General features: G+C 33.1%; 19 protein-coding genes. 6 read left to right on the forward strand and 13 right to left on the reverse strand.

Annotated features, from left to right (window positions below; all coding sequences use genetic code 11):
* Positions 1–9: 9 nt before the first annotated feature.
* The gene (locus ACKXGF_RS12305; protein WP_411954005.1) at positions 10–483 is read right to left on the reverse strand and encodes a hypothetical protein; all 474 of its coding nucleotides are present in this window, start codon (positions 481–483) and stop codon (positions 10–12) included.
* Positions 484–1,092: 609 nt separating this feature from the next.
* On the opposite strand from ACKXGF_RS12305, the gene ACKXGF_RS12310 reads away from it, so the two are divergent.
* From ACKXGF_RS12310 to ACKXGF_RS12320, 3 genes are all read left to right on the forward strand, one after another.
* Positions 1,093–1,734 carry a hypothetical protein gene (locus ACKXGF_RS12310; RefSeq protein WP_411954006.1) on the forward strand — a complete coding sequence of 214 codons (642 nt, stop codon included), beginning with the start codon at positions 1,093–1,095 and terminating at the stop codon, positions 1,732–1,734.
* A 307-nt stretch (positions 1,735–2,041) separates the two neighbouring features.
* Positions 2,042–2,347 (forward strand): hypothetical protein, encoded by a 306-nt coding sequence (locus ACKXGF_RS12315; protein ID WP_411954007.1) that lies wholly within the window; start codon positions 2,042–2,044, stop codon positions 2,345–2,347.
* 688 nt (positions 2,348–3,035) lie between these two features.
* On the forward strand, positions 3,036–3,764 hold the full coding sequence (locus ACKXGF_RS12320) for a GntR family transcriptional regulator (RefSeq protein WP_411954008.1): 729 nt from the start codon (positions 3,036–3,038) through the stop codon (positions 3,762–3,764).
* 37 nt (positions 3,765–3,801) lie between these two features.
* Here the strand turns inward: ACKXGF_RS12320 and ACKXGF_RS12325 are convergent, their stop codons facing one another.
* The 4 genes from ACKXGF_RS12325 to ACKXGF_RS12340 form a co-directional block, all read right to left on the reverse strand.
* The gene (locus tag ACKXGF_RS12325; protein WP_411954009.1) at positions 3,802–5,445 is read right to left on the reverse strand and encodes an amidohydrolase; all 1,644 of its coding nucleotides are present in this window, start codon (positions 5,443–5,445) and stop codon (positions 3,802–3,804) included.
* Between the two features lie 24 nt (positions 5,446–5,469).
* Positions 5,470–6,882 carry a sodium:solute symporter family protein gene (locus tag ACKXGF_RS12330; RefSeq protein ID WP_411954010.1) on the reverse strand — a complete coding sequence of 471 codons (1,413 nt, stop codon included), beginning with the start codon at positions 6,880–6,882 and terminating at the stop codon, positions 5,470–5,472.
* 407 nt (positions 6,883–7,289) lie between these two features.
* On the reverse strand, positions 7,290–10,436 hold the full coding sequence (locus ACKXGF_RS12335; protein WP_411954011.1) for a M14 family zinc carboxypeptidase: 3,147 nt from the start codon (positions 10,434–10,436) through the stop codon (positions 7,290–7,292).
* Positions 10,437–10,589: 153 nt separating this feature from the next.
* Complete coding sequence (locus ACKXGF_RS12340; protein WP_411954012.1) at positions 10,590–12,110, reverse strand: glycosyltransferase; 1,521 nt, start codon at positions 12,108–12,110, stop codon at positions 10,590–10,592.
* A gap of 731 nt (positions 12,111–12,841) precedes the next feature.
* Between ACKXGF_RS12340 and istA the strand changes: the two genes are divergently transcribed.
* The 3 genes from istA (at position 12,842) to ACKXGF_RS12355 (ending at position 15,891) form a co-directional block, all read left to right on the forward strand.
* Positions 12,842–14,374, forward strand: coding sequence for an IS21 family transposase (gene istA / locus ACKXGF_RS12345; RefSeq protein WP_411953849.1), 1,533 nt, complete (start codon positions 12,842–12,844; stop codon positions 14,372–14,374).
* Complete coding sequence (gene istB / locus ACKXGF_RS12350; protein WP_411953848.1) at positions 14,371–15,129, forward strand: IS21-like element helper ATPase IstB; 759 nt, start codon at positions 14,371–14,373, stop codon at positions 15,127–15,129. Before istA ends, istB begins: the two co-directional genes overlap by 4 nt.
* Positions 15,130–15,291: 162 nt before the next feature.
* On the forward strand, positions 15,292–15,891 hold the full coding sequence (locus ACKXGF_RS12355) for an acyltransferase family protein (RefSeq protein ID WP_411955590.1): 600 nt from the start codon (positions 15,292–15,294) through the stop codon (positions 15,889–15,891).
* 76 nt (positions 15,892–15,967) lie between these two features.
* Here the strand turns inward: ACKXGF_RS12355 and ACKXGF_RS12360 are convergent, their stop codons facing one another.
* The 8 genes from ACKXGF_RS12360 to ACKXGF_RS12395 all read right to left on the reverse strand — a co-directional run bounded on the left by ACKXGF_RS12360 (position 15,968) and on the right by ACKXGF_RS12395 (position 26,327).
* Positions 15,968–17,137 (reverse strand): nucleotide sugar dehydrogenase, encoded by a 1,170-nt coding sequence (locus ACKXGF_RS12360; protein WP_411954013.1) that lies wholly within the window; start codon positions 17,135–17,137, stop codon positions 15,968–15,970.
* A gap of 46 nt (positions 17,138–17,183) precedes the next feature.
* Positions 17,184–18,320, reverse strand: a complete 1,137-nt coding sequence (locus ACKXGF_RS12365) for an aminotransferase class I/II-fold pyridoxal phosphate-dependent enzyme (protein WP_411954014.1) — start codon at positions 18,318–18,320, stop codon at positions 17,184–17,186.
* A gap of 506 nt (positions 18,321–18,826) precedes the next feature.
* Entirely contained in the window at positions 18,827–19,699 is an 873-nt protein-coding gene (locus tag ACKXGF_RS12370; protein WP_411954015.1) for a sulfotransferase family protein, read from the reverse strand.
* 56 nt (positions 19,700–19,755) lie between these two features.
* The gene (locus ACKXGF_RS12375) at positions 19,756–20,625 is read right to left on the reverse strand and encodes a sulfotransferase family protein (RefSeq protein WP_411954016.1); all 870 of its coding nucleotides are present in this window, start codon (positions 20,623–20,625) and stop codon (positions 19,756–19,758) included.
* Positions 20,626–20,718: 93 nt separating this feature from the next.
* Positions 20,719–22,227 carry a flippase gene (locus ACKXGF_RS12380; RefSeq protein ID WP_411954017.1) on the reverse strand — a complete coding sequence of 503 codons (1,509 nt, stop codon included), beginning with the start codon at positions 22,225–22,227 and terminating at the stop codon, positions 20,719–20,721.
* Positions 22,228–22,254: 27 nt separating this feature from the next.
* Positions 22,255–23,436 carry a glycosyltransferase gene (locus ACKXGF_RS12385; RefSeq protein WP_411954018.1) on the reverse strand — a complete coding sequence of 394 codons (1,182 nt, stop codon included), beginning with the start codon at positions 23,434–23,436 and terminating at the stop codon, positions 22,255–22,257.
* Between the two features lie 442 nt (positions 23,437–23,878).
* Positions 23,879–25,108, reverse strand: a complete 1,230-nt coding sequence (locus ACKXGF_RS12390) for an O-antigen ligase family protein (protein WP_411954019.1) — start codon at positions 25,106–25,108, stop codon at positions 23,879–23,881.
* A 106-nt stretch (positions 25,109–25,214) separates the two neighbouring features.
* The gene (locus ACKXGF_RS12395) at positions 25,215–26,327 is read right to left on the reverse strand and encodes a glycosyltransferase family 4 protein (RefSeq protein ID WP_411954020.1); all 1,113 of its coding nucleotides are present in this window, start codon (positions 26,325–26,327) and stop codon (positions 25,215–25,217) included.
* Positions 26,328–26,332: the final 5 nt, after the last annotated feature.

The raw sequence follows: 26,332 nt of genomic DNA on the forward strand, positions 1-26,332 counted from the left end.
TAATAATTCTTAAGATGCTTTTAAGTCACTAATATAGCCTTCTAAACTCTTTGTTTCCTTGATCCCCTTTACAGCTTGCATAACTTTAAATGGAGTGATGAAAACACCTACAAAGGATGAAATCATGACTTTTAACACAAAATAAATAACCCATCCAACGATTGGTAGGAACAAGAAAACATTGGGTGTTATGTTAGATAGAACACTCCATCCCCATGGAATTCCTGCAAACATATAAGCAGTGAAAAGTGTTAAAAATAAACCAGTATTTTCTGTTTGAGCAAACATTATGCCGACAACAAACAATAGTCCCATTAATGCTAAATTCTTAAAATAGTTAGTACGTTCTTCGCTAACAAGATTTAAATTACAATCAATACAAACTGGTGTATCGAAGTAATTAGTACACTCATTGCACATAGCTTTACTACAGGAATTACACGTCGAAACCGCATCTAAACCATTATGCTTATAACATTTCATGTCGAACCCTCCTTTATAATAAAATATTACCACATAACATACTGCAAATAAACAGTTATTTTACATTTTTATTACATTATATAGTTACTAGTGTTCAACTTAGTAAATTTATGATTAGCGAACTGAATTACAAATTAAAATAGAAAGCACCTACCATTTTAAGTCTTTTTATAAGAAGGTAAGTGCCTTATACATATATTTCTCCTATTTTCTCTGATAGGCCTCTTCAGCAGGCATGAAACCAATAAGATCGTTCTGATTCCAAATTCGATTATAATTGATTAGTGGTACTGATCAATCTACTACATACAATTACACTTCTATTATATAGCCAACATTGAAGCTCCAATATAATTATGCAAATCTCTTTTATTAACAGGATGTGAAAAGATTGGTCAGACCTTTTAATTTGAAACATCATAATAAAAGTTTTCATTTAGTTCTTTATAATAGAAAAATTCATACTTCACTAATAAAAAAGTATAGTAATTGCTCTTAGAAGATCTTAAACTTCTCCAATATAGCTTAAAGTCACTTGAAATGAAAATATTTTAATGTTTAGAAATTTATGATAATATTTACCTAAATACATAGCATGGAGGGATCGTTTTGAGAAAGCAAACTAATATACATATAAGCCATCCATTTGAACGTGAATACGAGGCGTGGGTAGTGAGTGAGATAGAAAAATATTTTTTATCACACGGCATGAATATAGAAATATGTGCTGTATCGCCTAAAGATGAAAAAACCTGGCCTTCAGATGAATATTTTTCCTTAAGCGGTCAACTAATAGGATTACAATTTAAAAGACCATATTTAAACAATTTGAACAAAATTTACTGGGACCTTAAAGAACGAACTCAATTTGAGCTCATTAAATCCAGCAGTGAGATTTATTATGCTCTTCCTACCTTTATTAATAGAACTTGGAAAAAAGAAGCCCTTCATCATTGCATCTTTTGGACACCAAAAAAAACTGATGCGTCTTCTAAGCTTAAAGCTTGGTATGATCACAGCAGAGCACAAACTAAGTACAAATATCTAAACAAGTGCGAAGATGCATTCAGGTGGGGAACATTTATAGAATTAATAAAGGAAAGAGAGATAGGATATCCAATTACTGCTTCTACATCTATAAGAAATTATTTTAAAACACTCTTTTCAGATATTGAATTTATGTCTGAATCAGATGAGTCTTCAAAAACTATTTATTTCTTATTTTTCCCAAATGACAACTTGTATAGTTAAATAACTTCAATTGTTTTAACAAAGATGACTTAAAAATGTTTTTTTAGAATATAGGTTAATTAATCATAAACTCAAAATTAACATACATAGAAAGGCAATTTGAATCTCTCTCACTATTATGTATTTGAGTATTCAATGTTTAACTTTATCCTTTTACTTTTGTCATATTTAAGCAGTTAACTTAAATCATATATATTGCTATAAAAATACCTTTATGTGCTTTTAGATTTAATAAGACTTCTGTGATAAGTTTATCAATCAGACATATAACACATTAGTTGATAAAGTCGAAGAAGCCACCGATTGGATGAAAACAAGCACTGAACCTATTCCTGTTATGTTAGTTGATAGAGAGAATATTGTATTACCAAATCAACTAGCAAACGCGTCCGTCGTGCATCAGTCGAACAACTATTGCATAGCTAATGCAATTGACTCGGCCATTGCCCAAGTAAGCGGCCAAATTGAACGCGTATTCGCCTTAGATAAATTAGGCCAGGAAGCAACCATAGAACATGCCATACAACTTGCGAAAAACGAAGCTATTAATACTGGTGCATCTGAAGATAATTTAGAAATTGTCGACTTTGAAGACATTCCTCTCGCCTATTAACCTGGTAACGCTACCAAGATTAAAGCTAAGGATGCAGGAACTTTGGCAGAATAAATATTAAACTGTCTACTCAACAATTTCAAAATGCTCCCATTTTAAAACGAAAAGGTGCCATTTCTAATGGAGGAAATGCGCCTTTTTTAGGGTCAATTTCAAATCTCATCTAAATGAAATAGTCATTCTTTTGTAATCTTTCCTTCAACTTGACTTCTCCGACGAAAAAGAACAGCGAAATGTTCGACTCAGATATACTGCAAGTTGATTAATTGCAGATAGTAGCCGATATTTTCCTCATATCAGCGCCTCAGAAATTTTATCAGCGCCATATGAAATTTATCGACACTTAAGTATATATATATCAACGCCCGCTGATATATATCGGCGACTTGGGTAAAATCATAAAAATAATCCGACATTAACCGAATGTTGCAATTAAACAAGCAATTCCAATAACCTTTTATCAGTCTATTAGTATAAGTTGTGCTTGACCTAATAATCTGTTGTCGTTGATAAACACTAGTCAGTTAGTTAGACTGTATAATCTTATTTTTAGAAAATTGTTTAATCCTACTCGACGGTCACAGAAGTTCTTACTATTCTTCCTAACCTATTATTTCTCGACACAAAATGTTAAAATTTTTTTATAATAATCCAAAGTGTCACACAACAAGAAATGATAGGTGATTACATGCCCTTAAATTATGTCAATTCAATTCCGCTACATTATCAATTAGCAAAAGAGGTTGAGGATAAAATATACAGTGGTCAATATAATGAGAAGATTCCAAGTGAACGTGAATTAATGGATGAATTCCATGTGAGCAGAAGTACTGTTAGACAGAGTATTTCGCAGTTAGTCCAGGCTGGAGTCTTAGAGAGAAAAAGAGGAATGGGAACCTTCGTCAAGATTAAGCCCATTCATGATTGGCTAGGGAATCTAAAAAGTACAAATGAGACGATTGAAGAAATGGATATGATTCCGGGTGCTAAATTGATTGAATCAAGATTAGTAGAATTAGATGATGAATTACAATCAATCACTGGCTTAAAAAAAGCTTACTATTTCAAAAGATTACGTTATGCAAATCATCTCCCATTAGGGATCGAATCTCATTATTATCCAATTGAATTGGGTCAACAGCTGCTCCAATATGATCTAAATAAAGAATCCTTTTATCACTTAATTGAGGAAAAGCTCGGTGTTAAATCTTTCAATGCTGATCAGAACATTACTGCTAATATTATTAGCGATGAAGATGCAAAGCTTATGAATGTGTCAAACAAGCTATGTATGCTTCATACTAATCGTAAAATCATTGATATTAATGGACAATTTGTCGAGTATGAGAATGCTGTCTATCGCTCAGATATGTACTCCTTTAATATTAGTCTGTCTAGAGGATTTAATATTGAATAATAGAAGGCCATCTTCATAACGAAGATGGCCTTCAACTTTAGCTCAAACGATTATACACTTCTTCTCCATCAATAATCGTTCGAGTTACTTCAATATCTTTTATTTCACTTAATTCTACATCATAAGGATCATGAGATAGTGTGACTAAGTCAGCCTGTTTACCTACCTCGATACTTCCCGTTAAATCTTCTTCAAAATTTAACTTAGTTCCTTCAGTGATCATCGTCCGTAATGCTGTTTCCAAATCAATGATTTGATCTTCTCCTAAGACATGACCATTCCGCGTTAAGCGATTAACTGCTGCCCAGACTGAAAACAATGGTGATATTGGTGTGATTGGACAGTCAGAGTGCAATGTATAAAGTAAACCTTTATCACTTGCCTCTTTTAATGGATTAATTTGTTCTGCACGCTCAGGACCTAAGAAAATATCGCGATGTCGGTCACCCCAATAATACACATGATTAATAAAGAATGAAGCTGCTATGCCTAGACGTTTCATTCGATCAAGGTCCTCAGGTTTTGCCGTTTGTACATGCTCAATTCGGTGACGATGATCTTCTCTTGGATATTGGTTAAGAGCGTATTCATAAGCATCGATTATTGAACGAATGGCTCGATCACCATTACCATGTGTGGTAATTCTGAATCCACGTTTATGGTATTCTAATACTTCTTCTTTAAAATCATCTTCCTCATGAATGAAATCACCTATTACTGAAGAATCATTATAATAAGGTTCTCTAAGGGCACCTGTCATACCCTGAATAGATCCATCCTGGAACATTTTAACACTATCTAATGAAACTAACCCATCAGACTTATCCAATAAATATTGATTTAGTTCTTCTGGTGTATAATTGCCAAAAGGAGCACCTTCTTGCATTAAATAATGCATAATCATAACCCGTGTCTTAATAGGATTCACTCTGTCTCTGGCGGCTTTTAAATGAACCTCTAATTCTTCCATATTAAATATGGCTGCATCTGAGTTAGTTGTGATCCCTTTAGTTAAATATTCATCAGAAGCTTGTTTTAGTATATTCACTGATTCATCAGTGGTTCTTTCAGGTAATGCGTCTAAAAATGGCTGCATAGCACCTGGTTCATATAACACACCATTTAACAATCCCTCTTCATCTCTTCCAAAGTGACCTCCAGGAAAATCTTTCACCTGGTCATCTAAGCCTACCATTTCAATCGCCTTCGAATTCACATAAGCCAGATGTCCCGAGATATGCCGTATATAAAGCGGATGATGAGGCGCAACATCATCTAACTCTTTACGATTCAAATGGCGCTTCTCAGCAATCATCGTATCATCATACCCAAAACCTTCAATCCATGAACCTGACTCAACTTGTTTAGTTTGTTCATTGATCGCATTTAAGACATCACTAACTGTTTCATTTGGAGGTACATTACAATCTATTTGTTCCTTCGTTTTTGCATACATCAAGATATGGTTATGTGTATCGATAAACCCTGGAATCATCGTTGCTTGATCTAAATCGACAACAGATGTTTCGTTATTAGACTCCACTTCATCTTGTGGAGGTTCAGAACTTTCCCAAACGCCAGTTATTACACCATCAGCTACTGTTAGCGAACCATACATCTGGTTAGATGAATCAAACGAATAAATTCTACCATTCTTATAAATTGTGTCTGCTTTCACCATTAAATCACCTTCTTGAATATTATTTTATTCATTCTTGTAAGCAAAATAATAAGCTGTTGGATCTTCATCGTCTGAATGGTCAGTTATTAAACTCACAACCACTAAAATGATTAAAGACACTAATAACCCTGGAACAATTTCATGCAAGCCAAACGGTTTTCCTGCTAGATTCCAACTTAGTGCAAAAATTAAGGAACCAACCACGCTTGTAATCATGCCTGTCTTCGTTGCACCACGCCAATACATCGCTGCTAAAACAGGGAACACCATTGATACCGCTGAAAGTGATAAAGCATACGTGTAAATCGCGATAATGTCAGAGATTAAAAGCGCAATTAATAAACCACCCACAGCCATGACAGCTACGGAAAGACGAGAGACTTTTAAGATTTTCTCACCACTGGCATCAGGGTTCATCCACTTTTCATAAATGTCTTTCGAGATGTTCATGGCACCACTTAGTAGAAATGAAGTCGCTCCTGTTAAAACCGCCGCAAATAATGACACCATGAAGAAACCACCTATAGCAGGGTGGAAGACAGTTGCTAGAAAGTCTGTATAAACGGAATCAGGATGCGTATCTAACGGGATAGATTGACGAGCAATCACACCAATTCCAACTGCAAAGAAACCAACAACTGACGTTAAAATAAAACCAACTGTAACAGCGCTAACTGCTGTTTTTTCCGATTTAGCAGCTGAAATACGTTGCCACGACGTTTGCCATACGAGATAAAACGGTCCGAAGATAATTAAATAATTAATCAGTTCTGTACCACTCAATCCTGTAAAGTTAAGTAATTCGCTTGGCGTATTTTGTACGACTGTATCAAATCCACCAACGTAATTTAGACCAACAATGAACATCAAAATTAATCCAACTATAATTAAGACTGACTGTACCGCATCAGTCCAAGCAACACTCGGAAGACCACCCATTAAAGTAAAGGACACACAGACTAGAAAGCCAATAATCATGGCCCAGAATAACGGTATGTCGACTATCGTCGTGAAAATGGAACCCATCCCAACAATTTGCATACCAAATGTTGGGGTCATATAAAGAATACTAATGATCAACGCAGGGATTAACCCTGCTGCTTTACCGAAACGTCTTACGAATAGATCAGGAATCGTATACAACTTCAACTTTCGAATCGTTTTACCAAGTAAAAATACGAGTAAAATAGAGAATCCAGCTACAGGCAAGGTTGTTAAAAACCAAGCTGTACCGACTTGGAACCCTTCTCCAGCTGCACCAATGACTGCAGCAGACCCCATAGAAGTCGCAATGATACTACCACTGATTGGGAAGAAACCTAGGCTGAAGTTCGCCATTGTATAATCATCACTACTTTTAATTCTACGAGAATAATAAAATCCTAACCCCATAATTCCGGTTAAGAAAACAATTAACCATATTAAATACCACGACACAAATAACAACACCTTTCGACTATGATTGCTAAAATTTTTAGAATGTTGACATAGTCTTGATTATAAAGAATCTATATTTCGTGGCTCAATGAAGTAGGAATGTCCGAACCAATTATATAACTGGTTCGGACATCTTTGAGTTTTATTTGATAAAAAGAAATTGAGGTTACTTAAAAATGCTACGAATAAAAATTAGTTAAAAACTTCATAAAAATTCAGAAGCTGTTTCAATTAACGAAATGGTGATATCTGATCCTCCAGTAGAAGTGAAAAAATTATTAGAAGTCTGTTGAACCAATAAATCTATAGGTTATATCTTATAAACTAATATATACAGTATTAAAAAGCACTTACTCATTTTTAAAGTTTTAAAATTGAGTAAGTGCTTTAATTTTTACGTTTTTTAATTATCTCTGATAAGCTTCCTCAGCCAGCATCAAACCAATAGAATCGTTTTGATTCCAGATTCGATTATAGTTACTTAATGGTACTGGTCGATCACCAACATAAGGTGATACTTCTGGTGTATAGCCAGGGTATCCAAGTGAATCGAGTACCCAGTCTTTATAACCTCCACCATTCAAATTATATGGTACATATAATGAATAGCCAGTCTTACCACTAATCATTTCTGCAATGCGACGTGTGTCATTATATAACTGACCACTCGTATTGTAGTCCCAATATAATATCTCGCCTGCTGAATGATAGGCAACGGCTGTTTTGAAATCGTGACTTAGGGTAAAGTCAGCTAATGCTCTTGTTTCTGGTTCAGATAATGGTTCAGTTCCCTTATAACGTTCAGGTCCCGGGAATGGTTCAGTGTTACTCAGCGTAGCCCAGTCAGCAGGGTATTGTCTGTTCAAGTCTACCCCATTAGCATTCGCCTTCCAAGCTGAGAAATCTCTACTGCCGTCGTTCAATGCAATCACATAATCTGAATTATCGACAGCACTAGGGCCTTTTTGAACCAATGAAACACCATCTGGATTAACCATTGGCACATAATAAATAGAAGCTTTATTTAATACTTCTCTAACGTCATAGCCATCAATTGTTTCACCTTTAACAAAGGCTTGACTATAAGTATCAATTTGATCCATTACTAAATTAGTTGTAATCCATTCACGTGCATGGTGAGCAGCGTTAATCGTGACTTTCTCATTACCATTACCAACCCTAATAGCATATAGATTTCGACCATCCACTGATTGACCAATCACTTCATAATCAACTAAACCAGGATATTGGTCAGCTAATTGGTAAATATCATTTTCCATCTGTTTATACGTATACTCTGTATGTGGATTTACAATAGGATCAACGCTTAAACCATCTAAGCTGACATCATTTTTATGAATATAACCTGTGTGACGATTTCCATCAACGAAAACAACTGCTTCATACCAGTTTTCCGTAAAGGATTCAAACATTAATTGTGATCCAAAGTTATACCCTTTTAGCTTATTGGAATGACGACTAGCCTCTGAATATACATGAACACGATCACGAATAGCTACACCTTCTAGAATTTCTTGTTCAGCATTCGAATCAATGACTTCATTTTTCGGAATATAACCTGTGTGACGCTCTCCATTAACATAAACAACTGCTTCATACCAATCATCTAAATATGATTCATAGTATAATAGTTTTCCTTCTGGGTAATCTTTTAATTCTTTAGAATGTCTGCTAGGTGAAGCATACACATGTGCCTCAATATCATAAACATACCCTGTTAAACTCGTTTGATCCTGCACAGGTTGTTCCACATCACTCTGATGAATGTAGCCTGTTTGACGTTCGCCACCTACGTATACAATGGCTTCATACCAATCATCAATAAAAGTTTCATAATACAATTGATGTCCTTGGTCATAAGACTTTAACTTCTTGCTGTCTCGATTAGGTGTGTTGTAGACGTGAGTATGATGTTCCATTCCAATTCCCGTCAAACTTTGGGGATTGTCAGTAGGCTCTTCAACATCGTTGCTATCAATATACCCTTTATGTTTCTCACCATTTACATAGACAATCGCTTTATACCAACCATCGATAAATGTTTGATAGTACAAAATAGATCCTGCTTTATAGTCTTTTAGAACCGAAGCACTACCATTCGGTTTATCATAAACATTAGTTTGACTTTCTAGTGCAACTCCTGATAGTTCTTCAGGATTCTCAACGGGTTGTTCTACATCGTGATTATTGATATAACCCGTTCGTTTTTCACCATTAATATAAACAATCGCTTTGTACCAACCATCGATAAATGTCTGATAATATAATGTTGAACCGGCAGCGTAATCTTTCAAGACATCTGATCCACGGTTAGCACTCTCGTATATATTCGTGCGTTTTTTTGTAGCAATTCCTGATAATTCTTCAGGATTTTCTACAGGCTGTTGTACATCACTTTGGGCAATATAACCCGTTAGGCGCTCACCATCTACATAAACAATTGCCTTATACCAATCTTCTAAGAATGTCTCATAATAAAGAACCGAGCCTTTAGGGTAATCCTTCAAAACGTCTGAAGTATCACTTGCACTTGCATAAACATTTGTGCGGTTCTTTGTGGCAACCCCAGACAAATCCTCTGGATTCTCGACAGGTTCTTGTACATCACCTTTTGCAATATAACCCGTTAGGCGCTCGCCATCTACATAGACAACCGCCTTATACCAGTCTTCTAAAAACGTTTCATAATAAAGAATGGACCCACCATCATAATCTTTCAAAATAGATGAGCTTCTTTTAGGGGCTGCGTATACATTCGTCGGATTTGACGTCGCTACACCTGATAAATTAACAGGATCATCAACAGGGTATTCAATATGATCCTTGTGAATATAGCCTGTTCGACGCTCACCATTTACATAAACAACCGCTTCATACCAATTGGATAAGTAAGTTTTATAGTAAAGGTAATGTCCTTTTTCATAAGACTTAATTGCCTTACTATCTAAACTTGGCTTTGCATAGATAGGTGTTGGCGCTTTAGAAGCATATCCCGTTAAAGATTCTTGCTCTTGAATAGGCTCTTCTATTTGAGACTTGGAAATATAACCCGTCTTTTGTTCGCCGTCAATAATCACAACTGCTTCGTACCAATTGGCAGAAAACGTTTTATAGTATAATAGATTTCCCTTAGCATAGCTCTTCCACACATCAGCGCTAGTTTTCGGACTTTGATAAACCTGTGTCGTTTCTGTTGCATAACCGGACGAGTCAGTTTGGTCTTCTTCAACTCGTTCTATTTGATCTTTATGTATAAAACCTTCTTGACTCTCACCATCTACCTTAACGGTTGCATTAAACCATTGATCATCATTCTTATCCGTTAAAGTTAAGATTGATCCATCTTGATATGTATTTAATACTGATGATTCTGTGTTCTTTTCTTGATAGACTGCTGTATCTTTTTCTATCACTATCCCTTCAAATTGGTGCTCATCTGCCTGAACGACATGGCCACTCATAATCGATGACATCATCAGCAGCAATAATAGAATAGATCCTATCCTAATCGTTACTCCTCTTGCAATGCTCACTGTAAAACCATCCCCTGTTTAATATACTTTAACAATATTATAACAAAATTATGACACGAGTATATAAAAATCCAGGAATTTCATCTTTACTTTTGAGGATATTAAAAACACCAAGCCACTTACATGAGTAACCTGGTGTTCATAAGGAAGGTATTATTCATTATCTCTAAAATCGTCAAAGCTGTCTATTAAGTTAGTCCAACCATTAATATATTTCTCTTCACTAAAGCGATCGTGAACCTCTTTTGCATTTTCGGAGAACAACTCACGTTTGCTACTGTTTGTCATGAGTTCTATAACCCCTTGAGCAAGTGCATCCTTATCTCCTTGCTCAACAACCATGCCATCTACTTGATCTCTAATAATGTCATCTGGACCATATTTAATATTATAAGAGACTACTGGTGTACCTACAGATAGACTTTCAAGCACAACTAAGCCAAACCCTTCAAAATTCGAAGTCAAAATTGAACAAGCCGCTTTTTGATATTCTTCCAATGGCTTATTTGTATATCCACATAACGACACGTTTTCATCTAAATCTAATTCGTTAATTAAAGTCTTCAAATCATCTTCTAATTTACCTTTTCCATATATCAAAAACTTGGCATCCGGGATTTCATCCACAACTTTTCGAAAAGCTCTTATAGCCTCATCAATTCGTTTTTCAGGCTGGAGTCGTGCTACAGTCACTAAGGTATGAGGATTATGCTCCACCTTCCTATCTAAATAATTTATATTGGAATGATTAACAGGATGCGGTATGACATGAAAATTATTGTTCTCTCCATAGATTTGCTCAGCATCATTTTTTTGCTTTTCAGTTAAGAAGACAACTTGATCCTGTTCATTCAGATTAACAAACAAATCATGATAAACATTTTTCACTTTATTAATATTAGTATAAGGTTTGCGTAAGTGACTGTTATGAATAACAAAAATTCGTTTACAATTATCAATTTTTAATGCCTTTTGAAAATGTTTCTTATTATCCAAAATTAAAATTGGATTCTTTATTTGTTTAACTTTTCTTTTCAACCAATTCTTTTTCAGACCACCAGGCGTTTTAAATTCTTTCGTTCTCCCATTCATTAAAACAGTACGTTGCCCTTCTTGAGTAACTGGATTAACCCATATAGTAAGATAAGCTTTTCCAATGTCATCAAAATAACGATCAAGACGTGGTTTGTTAGAATTTAGATCCATGTGTCTTTCTCTAACCAAATTCCCATAAGCATTAAACTCTTCTCGCGATACACGATGTCTCGATTCATTCATATGATCAATAAAGTTAAGTGAGTTTTGATTGTCGTAACGTTCGTATTTAACATAAACACCATTTCTGTAATATCTGTAAGTCGGCTCGCTCTTTTCTTTATCTTTTATCTTAAGCAATCCTTTATCGTGCTTGTTACTTGATTTATGAAATAACTTAAATTTCTTTTTGGGCTTTAAGTCTTCAAACATGTTCACTACTTTAACTCTTGGATCTAATTCATTGTTGTTACGCAATTCTTTAATAATTTGGTGATATCTTTGTTGATATGTGACGGTAAGAATATACACTTGGTCATAGTGTTCAGCCAACCAATTGGCCCTTAACAACGCAGCCTTGGTCATACCACCTCTATTAACATCTAATGAGTTAGTCACTAATACCGGCGTTCCTTTCATACTAACCCCTGCTTTCTATAATTAATTTAACGATTCTTATATTATTTTCGGTTTTCCATCTCTATAAACTATTTCTCTATACGCCAACAATAAATTAGTTTTCATTTCCATTTGAAAAAACACTAATTTACTCTGTAAAAAAACTTGTTAAACACAATAAAATAAATAGCGGTTTAACAAGATAACTATTCAATTAAGGGAAAACAACAATGGACTAGAACAATGACATAAGGAAAATATTTTTATTCGTTCAATAGTTTGTATTATAGTCGTCATTGTTCATGTAACAGCTTTTTATTATACATCTGGTATTTTCATTAACGAATGATCATTATATTTGAATCAAATTTCTAGATTGGGCAGACCAATATTCGCAATAATTAGCGCCTATCTTTTAATGAATTCAGCACTAAATAAAGGCTTCTCTCTTAAAAGATCCATCACATCAAGAACGGTAAAGATCATTTCTCCGTTTATTATACGGTCTCTAGTATATATCTGGTTAGACCATTACAAAGGAGCTGTTATATTAACTAATCCGAAAGATTTTATAAACAATTTCATTTTAGGCGATTCTTTGTAAACGCTAAACTAGATTCAACAGTTTTCCACAAATAGAAATCAACAGATTTCTACAAATAAGATTAAACAGGTCACCAAAAATACACGCCTTTTCTATATACTTAATGTAAGTTTTATAGAAAGTGAGGCGATTAGGAGTGAACCGTTTAATGGATTACATGGAGATTCATCGTTTGTATCAGGAAGGATTTTCTAAAAGTGCGATAGCTCGCAAGTTACAGATATCGCGTAACCGGGTGATTGATTGTTTGAATAGGTCATTCGAAGAAATGGAGGTATATACGCACACATTAAAAACGCGATCTAAGAAATTGGATCCTTATCACCAACAGATACTTGAATGGTTAAAAATGCATCACGATTTAACGGCTGCTCAAATCGTGGATTGGTTACAAGAAACGTTAGACATATCAGATATCGCAGAAAATACTGTTAGGAATTATGTGAATGACATGCGTGACCATTATCATATTCCTAAACAAACAGCTCAACGCCCCTACGTATCTGTTCCTGAGTTACCCATGGGACAACAAGGGCAAGTCGATTTTGGTTATGATGTGGTTCAGGACAAGGACGGACGAAGCGTCCGATTATATTTTATAGCCTTTCTATTATCGCATTCACGTTTTAAATATGTTGAATGGTTGGATCGGCCATTTCGTACAGCAGATGTTATTCGAATGCATGATCATGCCTTTCATTATTTCGGAGGTATGCCCACTGAAATGGTCTATGATCAAGATGCGTTACTCGCTGTGAGTGAGAATGCAGGTGATCTGATTTTAACGTCGATTTTTTCGGCCTACCAAGATTCGAAAGGGTTTAAGATTTATTTATGTCGAAAAAGTGATCCTGAAACGAAAGGGAAAGTGGAACAAACCGTTAAATTTGTCAAAGTAAATTTTAGTCACAATCGCACGTTCCATGATATCAAGACATGGAACGCATCATGCTTATCTTGGCTTGAGAGGACAGGGAATCACAAAGTTCATCACAATACAAAAAAGAGACCTTCCGATATGCACGCCCTGGAAAAGCCGCATTTACAGAAGGTCTCAACGCACAACATCATGAATGATGTTACTCATGATAGTATAACAAGGATTATTCAAAAGGACAATGTGATTCGATTTGAAGGTAATCGCTATAGTGTTCCACGTGGCACTTATCACGCTGAATCACCTAATCTGGCGTATATTGAAACCCGTTCGGGTTGGTTATATATTCGGTTAAAACCCGATGGCAGTATTTTAGCCCAGCATGCATTGTCTGATGGCAAGGGCTTAGTCATCTCTGATCCAGCGCATCGTGACAATCAAACATCTAAACGTGATCGACTCGTTCAACAATTAAGCGATCTGTTTCATGATGAAGAGGCATTTCAGTGGTTGGTTCAATGTCTTGATGAACGATATCCGCGTCATATCGTTGATCAATTAAGGGTGGTGAACCAAGCGGTTCGGCAATATCCGAATTATATTAATCAGGCTCTAAGTCAAATGAAGCACTTAAATTTAACAAGCGGGAATGACTTCAGAGACATTGCACACTCATTGTCTGTGCAAGCCCAACAGAAGCAACCCGTTCACGGCGAATCTCATTCAGCATATGATCACTATGAGGTTCCGGAACGACCGAGTGATATTTATACGCATCTCTTATCAGGAGGTGGGCTATCATGAGCGAGGCCTATAAATCGTTACAAGATATGTGTCGTACCCTTCGGCTAGCAGAAACAGCCAAAGCGTTACCTGAATTACTAAGGGAAGCTGAATTGTCCGGTTGGACTTATTATGAATTAATGGATAAGGTTCTGACGTATGAAATGGCTTGTCGTGAACAGAAAAATATTGAACGTTTGATGAAATGGGCTGAATTTCCTGAGCATATGACCTTTGATCAGTATAATCTTCAAGAGCAATCAGCGATTGGCGACAAACAACTCAACATTTTAAAAGAACTAAACTGGGTTGAACAATGTTTTACGATTATGATGATGGGCCCAACCGGAGCTGGGAAATCGCATTTATCTATTGCATTGGGTGTTCACGCTGTCGAACAAGGTTATCAAGTCTCGTTTATCTCGATGAACCATCTCATGTATGTTTTAAAAACACGTGACTATATCAAAAAATCCAAAACACGTTACAAACGTATTATGGATTCTGACCTAATCATTATTGATGATGTCATGTATATGACTTACGAGTCACAAGAAGCCAATCTGTTTTTTCAGTTTATTTATGATAAGTATGATAAGGCTGCGTTTATTCTGACGTCTAATAAAGGACCGGGTGATTGGGGAAAATTCTTAGGCGATTCCACATTTACAACAGCGATATTGGATCGATTGCTTCACAGAAGTGAAGTGATTACATTTAGCGAGGAGGCCGAAAGTATTCGTATGAAGTATCGACAATCTATTTTCGAGGAGTAAATGAACACTCGTCAGTTAGTTAGACTGTTTAATCTTATTTGTGGAAAATTGTTTAATTCTACTTGACGGTTACATTCTTATATGCATTTATACTTCATTGGGACTGTGATCCATTTTTATCTAGTGTTTTCATTACTACAATAAATTCGTAATAGAACCGCGATTTTTGTCCTTTTTATTGTGAGTATTCCAATTCAATATATTTGGTTAAACAAATTGTACGTTGACCACCTTCATCTATTTGGTGAATTCAGTTATATAGTAGATGATCGGTCCTTTATACTGAATTGGATTGCATACTTTATGCTTGGCGCTGTACTAGCTCAATATTACGATGAAATATCGTCATTTACTAAAAAGCATTTAAGTCTATTCTCAATCTTATTCGGAGTTCTAATGATGAGTATTTATATTGAGATTGAACCAGGTCAATTGTTCACATCAACAAGAGTTGTCAATATTATTTACATCCCTATCTTTACTTTGTTTTTATTAGCTTTCTCTAAACTATTTATAGACAGCGATCAATTATACAAGCCCTTCAAACTAATTGGCGACTACTCTATGGGCATTTATTTAGTTCACCCGTTTATGTTTATCATCTACTTTTTAAACATCTATCTACCCGATCGTTTTTTTGAACCAGAATTAATCGTCATCACAGTCCTTTTTGTTTCAATCATAAGTACTTTAACTATTAGGCTTATCTCATTAATACCTAAATCAACTTTCATAGTGCCAATACCAAAGGTTAATAGATGAATCTATGTAATATCCATATAAAAAGAGATCGTCACCAATTGGTGACGATCTCTTTTTATAACTAAAAATTTCTGATTTAATCACGAACAAAAATATCACGTGTATACACTTTATCAAACACTTCATTAAGTTCATCGGATAGGCGATTAGCAACAATAACATCAGCATAATTCTTGAATTGATCAAAATTGTTCATAACTTTAAGGCCTTCGAATTCATGTTGTTCTAAGGATGGTTCGTGCACCACGATTTCAACACCCCGAGCCTTCAAGCGATTAATCACACCTTGAATGGCTGATTGTCTGAAATTATCGGAATCTGTCTTCATCGTTAAACGATAAATACCAACCACACTTGGTTCATTAAACATGATACGCTCAGCAATATGTTCCTTACGTGTACGATTCGATTCTACGATGGCTGTAATTAAACTATTCGGTACATCTTCAAAGTTGGCAAGCAATTGTTTCGTATCTTTCGGTAAACAATAGCCCCCATACCCAAATGAAGGATTATTATAATGATTCCCAATACGCGGATCAAGGCTGACACCCTCAATAATCTGTCCTGTATCTAAGCCGTTGATTTCCGCATAGTTGTCGAGTTCATTAAAGAACGACACACGCATGGCTAAGTATGTATTCGCAAACAACTTGATTGCTTCAGCTTCAGTTGAGTTAGTGAACAGTGTTGGGATATCTTCTTTCTCAGCACCTTGAACAAGCAAGCTGGCAAATGTTTCAGCTCTTTTAGATTGCTCACCTACAATAATTCGAGATGGGTAAAGGTTATCATACAACGCCTTCCCTTCTCGTAAAAACTCAGGTGAGAAAATAATATTATTGGTATTATATTTCTGGCGTAACTCCTCGGTATAACCGACAGGAATAGTAGATTTAATAATCATTAATGCCTGTTCATTAATCGATAATACGGTCTCAACAACTGTTTCGACCGTAGAAGTGTCAAAATAATTCTGTTCAGGATCATAATTGGTTGGTGTCGAAATAACAACAAAATCAGCATCTTGAATGGCTTGATGTTGATCAGTGGTAGCATTTAAATTTAAATCTTTCGTTATTAAAAATTCTTCAATTTCAGAGTCTGCGATTGGGGATTTCTGATTATTTATTAAATCAACTTTATCTTGAACAATATCAAGTGCTGTAACGTTGTTATGTTGCGCTAACAGAACGGCATTTGATAAACCGACATAACCTGTGCCTGCAATTGTAATGTTGTACATACCTTTCACCTCTCAATTTCTATGAGAAATTCTGGATGCTATAAATCTAGTTTAATACATCTAATATGATTTTGATGACTCTTTCCTGATCCTCTATATCCAAATTCGATCCTGAAGGTAAACAAATTCCGTCCTCAAATAGATGTTCAGACACACTATCGTCTATTTGATGAGGGTAATAGATAGAACCTTCAAACAGAGGTTGTAGATGCATTGGCTTCCAAACAGGGCGAGCTTCTATATTGTTTTCACTTAGGGCTTCAATAATATGATCACGAGAAACACCAGCTTGCTTGGGGTCAATCGTTAATGCTGTTAGCCATTTATTCGAAAAAGTTTCTTCGAGCTCTGGTTGAAAGGAGATACCTTTAATTTGATAGAAAGCATCGTAATACCGCTTGAAGACTGCGCGTCGTTGTTGAACACGTTGATTTAAGACTTCCAATTGCCCCCTTCCAACACCTGCGACAATATTACTCATACGGTAGTTATACCCTACTTGGCTATGCTCATAATGAACAGCTGGATCACGGGCTTGAGTCGATAAAAAACGCGCTTTTTGAATAGCTGCTTCATCATTTGAAACTAATGCCCCACCACCTGAAGTTGTGATAATTTTATTCCCATTAAACGAATAAATACCAAAATGGCCAAATGTACCACTTTTCTGACCTTTGTATTCACTACCTAGTGACTCAGCAGCATCTTCAATAACAGGGACACCATAAGAATTGCAAACCGATATAATTTCATCCATCTTGGCACTTTGACCATATAAATTCACAACAATTACGGCTTTAGGTAATTGGCCAGCTTTATCGAAATCTTGTAAAGCTCTTTCCAAAGCAACAGGAGACATATTCCAAGTGTCAGGTTCAGAATCAATAAAGACAGGGTTGGCATGTTCATACAGAACTGGATTAGCAGTTGCTACAAATGTTAAAGATGATACAAATACATGGTCACCTGGCTCAACTTCTAGTATTCGTAATGCTAAGTGAATTGCTGCAGTGCCAGATGACAAGACTGCTGTATGTGCAACACCATTATAGCTTGACAATTCTAGCTCAAATCCGTTGACATTATTGCCAAGTGGAGCTATCCAATTTAAATCAAAAGCCTCTTGTATGTATCTTTGCTCGAACCCTGACATGTGTGGGCTAGATAAATAGACTTTACTCATGGTTTGCCTCATTTCTAATCTAGTGCTAAAAAAGAATCGTATACTTCTTTCAATCATTTTAACTTGTTAAGTAAGTACAGTAGCTGGCGAAACAATACGCGCTGCCAACATATTAATTATAAATCACAAGAACCTCCCGCTTAAGATGAAAGTACACCGAAAGTTCGCATCCAATCATACTTATTAAGTACTCGATTAAATTTGGATCATCAATCCTTAGAGTCTCCTTTGATTAATGTGTCTTATCATTTCAATACCAAATGAAACATTTTCAAACAACTTTTCAAAACCATACGTACTATGATTGATTTTTTACATTCATCCTCTTTTTTGAAGGTTATATTGATGAACTTGACTTAAAATTAGTCAAAGTGAGAGGATATATCTATCGGGGATTTTATTCTTATACATTTACAATTTAAAATATATGATACTTAAATTTTAAACAATGCTAATGTTTAAGTTAATAATATAAAAATTGGCTGATACTCAGTTAAAAATCCACTCTACTTTCTCCACATAGACAAATCCCTGTTCAGAACTCTTTCTAGATTATTGATTTCATTTCTATATTCAGAAACCAAATAATTTCTAGTTTCTTCATTCATTCTGTCGTAATTTTTCGACATATTTTTACTTGTGAGATATTTTTTAATTCTTTTTCTATGAGTTTTAGGAATGATTTTCTTTAATATTTCTTTTAGTGGATGTCTTTGATTCAAAAGCAAATTCAACTTCAAATTTTTGGGCTTATTGCTAATATTGTGGACTTTTTCAGTACTTATACTCACATTACCATTAACATTTAAAAAGTTTAAAATATCTAACAATATAGCATTTGGGAATTCCTTGAAATCATCAAACAAAAAAACCTTCACATTATTCTGACCAAAGATTTTATAATAATTCTCTATTTGCCATGAATACTCTCCGCCAGCAAAGTAATGAAAACCATACTTCCAATCATTCAATATTCTTTCATTCTCAGCTTTCAAACCTTCTTCAAAAGAGAGGTTTTCAGCCCCATTTCGAACCTGGTGACGGTACATTGAGTACGCACGGTCGACCGGATTCCTTAACATTATTATTATTTTTGCATCTCGATTAAACTTCTGAATATTATAAGCAGCATCAGACGAATACAAATAAGATGTTGAGGCTTCTCCGATAACAGTATTTTCAGGTGCATCCTCAAATAATTTTAAATAATCACTTTCATTATTTACATGTTCACCACCAGGCTTCATATTCCCAAAAAAGTGTGGTTCTTTTCTTTCAGGAAAATATATTTCTGGATGTTGTTTCAAATATTCATACAGTGAAGTAGTTCCTGATTTTGCTGCACCAACAATAAAAAAATCTGGCTTTTTCTGATCCATATATTTATCTATCTCCTTAAATCTATACAATGTATATACTAAATAATATTAACAACTTAAAATTTCCAATAATCAACATTCTTGTTTGCATAAGATAAAATCATTTTAACATCTTCATCTAATATATCTAATACATCTTTTTTAAGTTCACCTTCAATAGTTTCTTTTGGAATAGATGTAGAAATTTTAGATTTTATGATTTTTTTTAATTTATAAGGTGTTTTAAGCCTTGTATTTACAAAGTGAATAAGTCTTAATATCTTCTTATACTTAGGGTTTAACATATTTTTCCCTTGACTTGGATTATAATGAAGATTACTCTTATTTACATTAACTTGTTCTACCCCCATGAAATTGTATAAGTCATAAATTACTTCATCAGGTTTATTCACAAAATCTTCGAACAAAACCACTTTAATTTGATTATCATCAAAAAACTTTCTATATCCCTGTATTTGTTTCCAATACTTCGATGCTTCAAGAAAAGGTGGATAATTATATATAGCCTTTTTAAAATCCAAAGGCATCTTATTAATATCTACTCCAAACTTTTGTTCATAAACTCTCTCTCTCCAGTGTCCTGTACTCATTGTTTGCTTCCAGACAGACTCCATCCTTTTAATTGGATTTCTTATTATATAGATGATTTGGGCATCTGGATTATAATTATAGAGATCTCTCGGAACCCAAGGTACTACATTTAATTCACTATAAATTGGGCTAACTTCGCCTATTACTTTTTCGTTATTATAGTGCTGATAAAAAGCTTTATAATTAATATTCTTTCTTATATCTGATGTTTTAGCAAAATATCCTGTTTCTTTTAAGTTAGACATACATATTTCTGGATGTTCATTTAATATTTCATACAGACTTGTAGTGCCACACTTAGAAGCACCAATGATAAACAAATTCGCCTTTTCCATAAGAATAATCCCCCCACTTAAATTTCATCTCTTCTTCAATATCTTAAGGAAGCAATTTATATGAATTCGAGTATGTTAATTGTTATTATTTTTTTACTTTAATCTGTTGCTACGATTTTTGAACTTTATTTGATCAATTAATAATTTATCATCTTTACTAAATCCAAATAATTTTAAAGTAATTAAAAATAGTATCAATAACATTATAGAAAATAGAATAAATTCAACAATTGAATTTAAATTAAATAAGTTTCTGAGTAAAAAAACAATAATAAACGAACTGGTGATAGATAATAACACTTTAATATAATCTCGATTATAAGGATGTATTTTATGAATCACATATACTAGTATTAATTTTATAATGTTCGCTAACATTACAGATACTAATGAGGCGAAAGCTGCACCTTCAATGCCATAAGAAGGAATCAAAAGAATATTTAATGTAATATTCACAATAACTATTAATAAATTGTTATACATTTCTAGCTTAGGATGCCCTGTCATCATAAGAATATATCCTGCAGAACCTACTCCTGCATTTACTAATTGACCAATTGAAACCAACAATAAAGCATTAGCTCCAAGGACAAATTCACTACCAAAAATAAACATAATTTCTTGTTTAAATAAGACTATCAAGACAAAAGCAACTAAGTTAACAGAAAAAACCCATTTTGTTATTGTTTTATACATTGTTTCTAATTGAGTAATTTCTCCTTTATGGAACAAAGATGATATTGTTGGGGCGAATATCATATTAAATGCCACGAGTATAAAACTACTCATAGTACCTAATTGAAGAGCAATTTTATAAATACCTACCTGCTGATCTTCTAAAAAGTATCCAATCATTAAAATATCACTTTTTTTAGTAATGAAACCTAAAAAACCTGTAAATAGTAATGGTAACGAATATTTTAATATTTCTTTATAAGATTTGATTGCCTCAATTGAAAAATTACTAAATAAATTATTTTTATTGATTATATATAATAAGTAAAAAACACCAAAAACCAATGATATGTAATATGTAATGAGAACAGAAACAATACTTGCTCCTACTAATCCTATAACAATTAAAAATACTATCACTTTACTTAATGGTATTATAAAATCCTGAGAAAGTACAAAAGGATTTATATTTTTTAAACCTCTGAAGACCCCTTGTGAAAGTTGGATGATTGTCAGCAAAATTAAAATAGGTGCCATATTTTGGAGTAATTTAATATGGACTTCTTCTGAGCTTTCAAAAAAAGTGCTTGTTATAAATTCGCCATTAATAAAAATTAAAAAAGATAGCAAAATACTGATTAAAAAAACTAAAACATAACTTACTGTAATTATCTCATTTCGGAATTTTTTGTTACCAGATTCATGAAATTTAGGAATATAGTAAACGAGTCCTTGGTGTAAACCCAACATTGCTAATATAGGGAAAAAACTTATAAACGTATATAATAAGGTGAATTGTCCAAAAATTTCAGCACCTAGTAATCTAGCTGCAATCAAATTAAACAACAGCCCAAATAGTAAACCTATAATTTTACCTACAAATACTACCCCTGATTGTCTTGTAATGTTTTTAAGTTCTTTATTCATAATTTAGTATTCACCTTTATTACTTCGCTACTTTTTAATTGATAATTCATATTGTTTCTTCTCAAAACTCACTATTGACTCCCAATCAAAATATTGTTCTACTCGATTTCTTAATAAACTTGCATTAACTTCAGAATCTTCATTTTCTAAAATTTCCATGGCTCTATCACATAAATTAAATATATAATATTTGTCTAAATTAAATACATTTTTATTATTCCCTATAGCTTCTGGTATTCCACCTACATTGCTACCTACCACCGGAATCCCCATTGCGTTCGCTTCCAAAACAACCATACCTAGACCTTCCATACGACTAGGTATTACTAATAAATCAACATTTTTCATAATGCTAGGTACTTCATTCTGATTTATTTCTCCTGTAAATTCTACTTGATTAACGACATTTAATTGTACCATTTGTTCCTTAAGCAAAGCTTTCAGAGAACCATCACCAATTATTTTGAAATTAATTTGAGAATTCCTCATGTTTATTTCATTAAATATTTTGGGAAGCATATCTGCTCCTTTTTTATATTCTAATGAACCAATGTACGCTACTGTTTTTGTCTCACCGCTAAAATCATTTTTTAATTGAAAATTATTAGTATCAACCCCATTGTATGTAACTATTGCGTTTTTCCCCGAATAACCCATTTTTAGAGCAGCACCTAACAAAGCTTCACTTACAAAAAAACATTTTTCAGCATTTTCCATAGTAGCAATTAATTTATTTCGATTCTTTTTTTTGATATTATTTACATCACTACCATGCATTGTAACAAAATATGGTTTTTTATATTCCTTACCAAGTAAATAAGCTATATAGCCATGTGGCATTCCCCAATGAGCATGAATGATGTCTGACCTTAAGATTTCGTTATGAAGGTTTTTTTTATAAATTTTCAATACATGATCCACAGTCATTCCTTTAATGAACCATTGTATATATCTTAGTAAAGATAAAGGAATATTGTGATTATGAACCGTTAATTCTCTTACTTTTACCACTTTCCTTAATTTACTACCTTGAAATTCACCGCCTTTTAAAATCCTTTTAATAAATCTAGGTAAGATAGTCGGGTACATATTATTATTATTTATGTGCACACTATTTTTTTTAGCATGCCTACTTATACGCTCATAAGTAGCATTAAACAACCCTCCCGGTTTATTTTGATTTAAACTTGTTATATAAAATATTTTCATTTAAATCACCTTACATAAATAAATAAATTTAAACCATCTAATACAATGATCAAGCCTTTGTGAATTATCTAAACCAATTAAAACCATTATTTAATATTGCAAATTCTATTATATAATCAATTGATACCACACTAAAAATGAAAATTGACATTTAAATACTTCACTATAAATATTTTAAATGACTTAGCATTTTAATTTATTATACATTATATTTATTGAAGTTGCTCTATCAACTTTCTTACAAATCATTTATAAAATGAAATCTAATTCTTTTATTTCTGAGAGTTCACCTGTTATTTCATTAAAGTATTATTTATTACAAATAAAGTATATCTTTTATTAAAAATTTCATCTTATATATAATTTCTCTATACTTTTAGTATAGAAGGTATAAAATAAATGGCTAGACTGAAATTTATTCTGTTATTTCTTTTTTGTGTTATCATTCTACCCTTTTGATTCTAAATGTGAATGGAATTAACGTTCCCACAATATATACAACTAAAAAATAGTTGTCATTAAGTGGGTTTCCAGTGATACCATAAAAAATAAAATAAATTTGCATATATAAAGAGAAGAGTAAATATTTAAGATACTCATCCCTATTATATGAGGAGCTAATTAATTTCGTAGTATAAGAAAATAAAACTGTTGCTAACGATAGAAAGACAATAATTCCAACTATACCATTTTCACTCAACAATTGTAGGTATACATTATGATTTCCTTTATCATACAAGTTTGAAAATGTATTTCTTCCCCAGCCAAATACAGGTTTATCTTGAAAAAGGTTTATTGCTTTTTCATAAAGCTGTATTCTCCCACTAGTTATGTCACCATCTAATCTTTCTATAGTCCTTTGAAATGGTGAAGCTGCAGCTGGAAAAAGCATAATTACCACTAAAACAGATACAGTAGATGTACATAAAAATAAACCAGCTTTAAGGATTACACTTTTTCCTCTTATTTTACTATAAGTTAAGCTAGTAAAGAACATTGATATAATACTGGCTAATAAATGGCCTCTCTTACCAGTCAATAATAGTGAAAGCAACATAATGAAATATAAAATTAACCAATATTTCTTCTTACTATTAGTTGAAATCATACTAACAAAAATTACAGACAATCCTAATGAAATAAAATATGCATTTCTACCAATTTGATCCGTGATTCCTGTATATGTACCATTTGAAATAAATTTATGTGCGCTGGTTTTAATTTCTTCTGGTAAGTATATTACATTATAAAGCTCGGGAAATAAAAATAATATGAATGTTATAACTCCATGGATTATCGATAGAATTAATAAAGTTTTTAAAACAAAATCTCCATAAAATTTTCCTTTTAGTACTAATAATATTCCCAATAAAAATGTAACACTTATAACTATGCTTGAAGATAAACTTTCCTTAGGAAATAAAGAGTAAGTGGAAGGTAAAACTTGAATTGTAATAAATAATACGAATAAGCCTATTATCAATACTTGATAAGAATTTAACTTAAAAGCAGAATTTATAAACACAGTGAGTAAAAGCCCTATTGCAGATACCACTAATACAAGGTAATTAATTATATCATTAAAAAAATATCCAAAAAAAGAATTTATTAAAATAATTATTAATATATATTTACTATAGATATCCGAATTAATTGCTGAAATTTTCAACATGATATTGCTTCCTTTAATGTATTATAATCAGTTGTTCGCGAAAATTTATATGTAAGATGCTATCATAATATTGTCCCCCCCCTCCGATAACAAGATTGTAGAGAGATTATTGTATGATTGAACCCTGTTTATAATTTTTGGTGTATTCTGTGTTAATTACATTCCAATTAAATTTATCTGCATAATATACTGAGTTGTTAGAAAGATAATTATAGTTTTTGATTGTGTTCTGGATTTTTATCTTTATATCATATTCATTATAAGGATCAACCCTATATCCAACCTTGCCATCTTGAATATGACCGTCAAAACCTTGATTCTTGGTGTAAAGAATAGGAAGCCCTTGCGTCATCGCTTCAACATATACTAATCCGAACGTTTCCTTAATTGATGGTACAACTAAAATATCATTACTACGGTAGATTTTTAACAATTCCTCTTTACTGCTAATAGGGGAAATATAATTTACAAAATCATAATTTAAAAGAGTATTATAAACTTTCTGGTTTTTTATCTTTCCCACTACTGTGAACTTGCATTCGTATCCAGAATCTCGCATTTTTTCTATAACTTTCGCAGTAGTCAACACGTTTTTATTATTATTAACATCGCCTACATGCAGTATTTTTATTGCTTCCTTATTAATCGTTTTGTTATTATTCTTATTCTGTAGCCAAAAATCATCAAGACCATTAGGAATGACTTGTGTTTTATTATCAATCTCATGCTTTAATGAATGAGGAATAAACTGATTTAATACATCCTTCTTATATGAAGGTGAGATAAAAATTATTTTTTGAGCATATTTTAAAATATTTATTCCTAATTTCCTTAGATGAATCATTTTTTTAAAAAACAAATTTACATCTGTATTCCGAACAGCAACTACATATGGTGTTCCATATTTTTTATGAAGTTTATAAGCAATGTATCCGTTAGTGAATAACGAATGTGCATGAAGTATAGAATAATTTTTCACATCATATTTATATTTAATATCTTTTAGAATCTTCCATTGTTTTAGGCGAAATATATAACGGTCATATTTTTTATGGTTTTTACTAACAGTTGTATAGTTACCTAATTCGCGATTCTCCACAAAACCCTGAGCTACTGGGACATACACATCAATATCCAAACCTTGTTCTATTTGCTTGTCATATAAGTTCATATAAAATTTACTTGTACTATAATAGGAATTAATATGTAATACCTTCATTTACT

Source organism: Alkalibacillus sp. S2W, from assembly GCF_046764385.1.
Lineage (GTDB): Bacteria > Bacillota > Bacilli > Bacillales > Alkalibacillaceae > Alkalibacillus > Alkalibacillus almallahensis.

What these genes read in the sequence shown, in the direction of transcription:
- ACKXGF_RS12360 (WP_411954013.1), bottom strand. Translation starts at nt 17,137, where the DNA reads ATGTACAACATTACAATTGCAGGCACAGGTTATGTCGGTTTATCAAAT.
- ACKXGF_RS12375 (WP_411954016.1), bottom strand. Translation starts at nt 20,625, where the DNA reads ATGGAAAAGGCGAATTTGTTTATCATTGGTGCTTCTAAGTGTGGCACT.
- ACKXGF_RS12370 (WP_411954015.1), bottom strand. Translation starts at nt 19,699, where the DNA reads ATGGATCAGAAAAAGCCAGATTTTTTTATTGTTGGTGCAGCAAAATCA.
- ACKXGF_RS12380 (WP_411954017.1), bottom strand. Translation starts at nt 22,227, where the DNA reads ATGAATAAAGAACTTAAAAACATTACAAGACAATCAGGGGTAGTATTT.
- ACKXGF_RS12385 (WP_411954018.1), bottom strand. Translation starts at nt 23,436, where the DNA reads ATGAAAATATTTTATATAACAAGTTTAAATCAAAATAAACCGGGAGGG.
- ACKXGF_RS12395 (WP_411954020.1), bottom strand. Translation starts at nt 26,327, where the DNA reads ATGAAGGTATTACATATTAATTCCTATTATAGTACAAGTAAATTTTAT.
- ACKXGF_RS12315 (WP_411954007.1), top strand. Translation starts at nt 2,042, where the DNA reads ATGAAAACAAGCACTGAACCTATTCCTGTTATGTTAGTTGATAGAGAG.
- ACKXGF_RS12305 (WP_411954005.1), bottom strand. Translation starts at nt 483, where the DNA reads ATGAAATGTTATAAGCATAATGGTTTAGATGCGGTTTCGACGTGTAAT.
- istA (WP_411953849.1), top strand. Translation starts at nt 12,842, where the DNA reads ATGGATTACATGGAGATTCATCGTTTGTATCAGGAAGGATTTTCTAAA.
- istB (WP_411953848.1), top strand. Translation starts at nt 14,371, where the DNA reads ATGAGCGAGGCCTATAAATCGTTACAAGATATGTGTCGTACCCTTCGG.
- ACKXGF_RS12340 (WP_411954012.1), bottom strand. Translation starts at nt 12,110, where the DNA reads ATGAAAGGAACGCCGGTATTAGTGACTAACTCATTAGATGTTAATAGA.
- ACKXGF_RS12325 (WP_411954009.1), bottom strand. Translation starts at nt 5,445, where the DNA reads ATGGTGAAAGCAGACACAATTTATAAGAATGGTAGAATTTATTCGTTT.
- ACKXGF_RS12390 (WP_411954019.1), bottom strand. Translation starts at nt 25,108, where the DNA reads ATGTTGAAAATTTCAGCAATTAATTCGGATATCTATAGTAAATATATA.
- ACKXGF_RS12365 (WP_411954014.1), bottom strand. Translation starts at nt 18,320, where the DNA reads ATGAGTAAAGTCTATTTATCTAGCCCACACATGTCAGGGTTCGAGCAA.
- ACKXGF_RS12320 (WP_411954008.1), top strand. Translation starts at nt 3,036, where the DNA reads ATGCCCTTAAATTATGTCAATTCAATTCCGCTACATTATCAATTAGCA.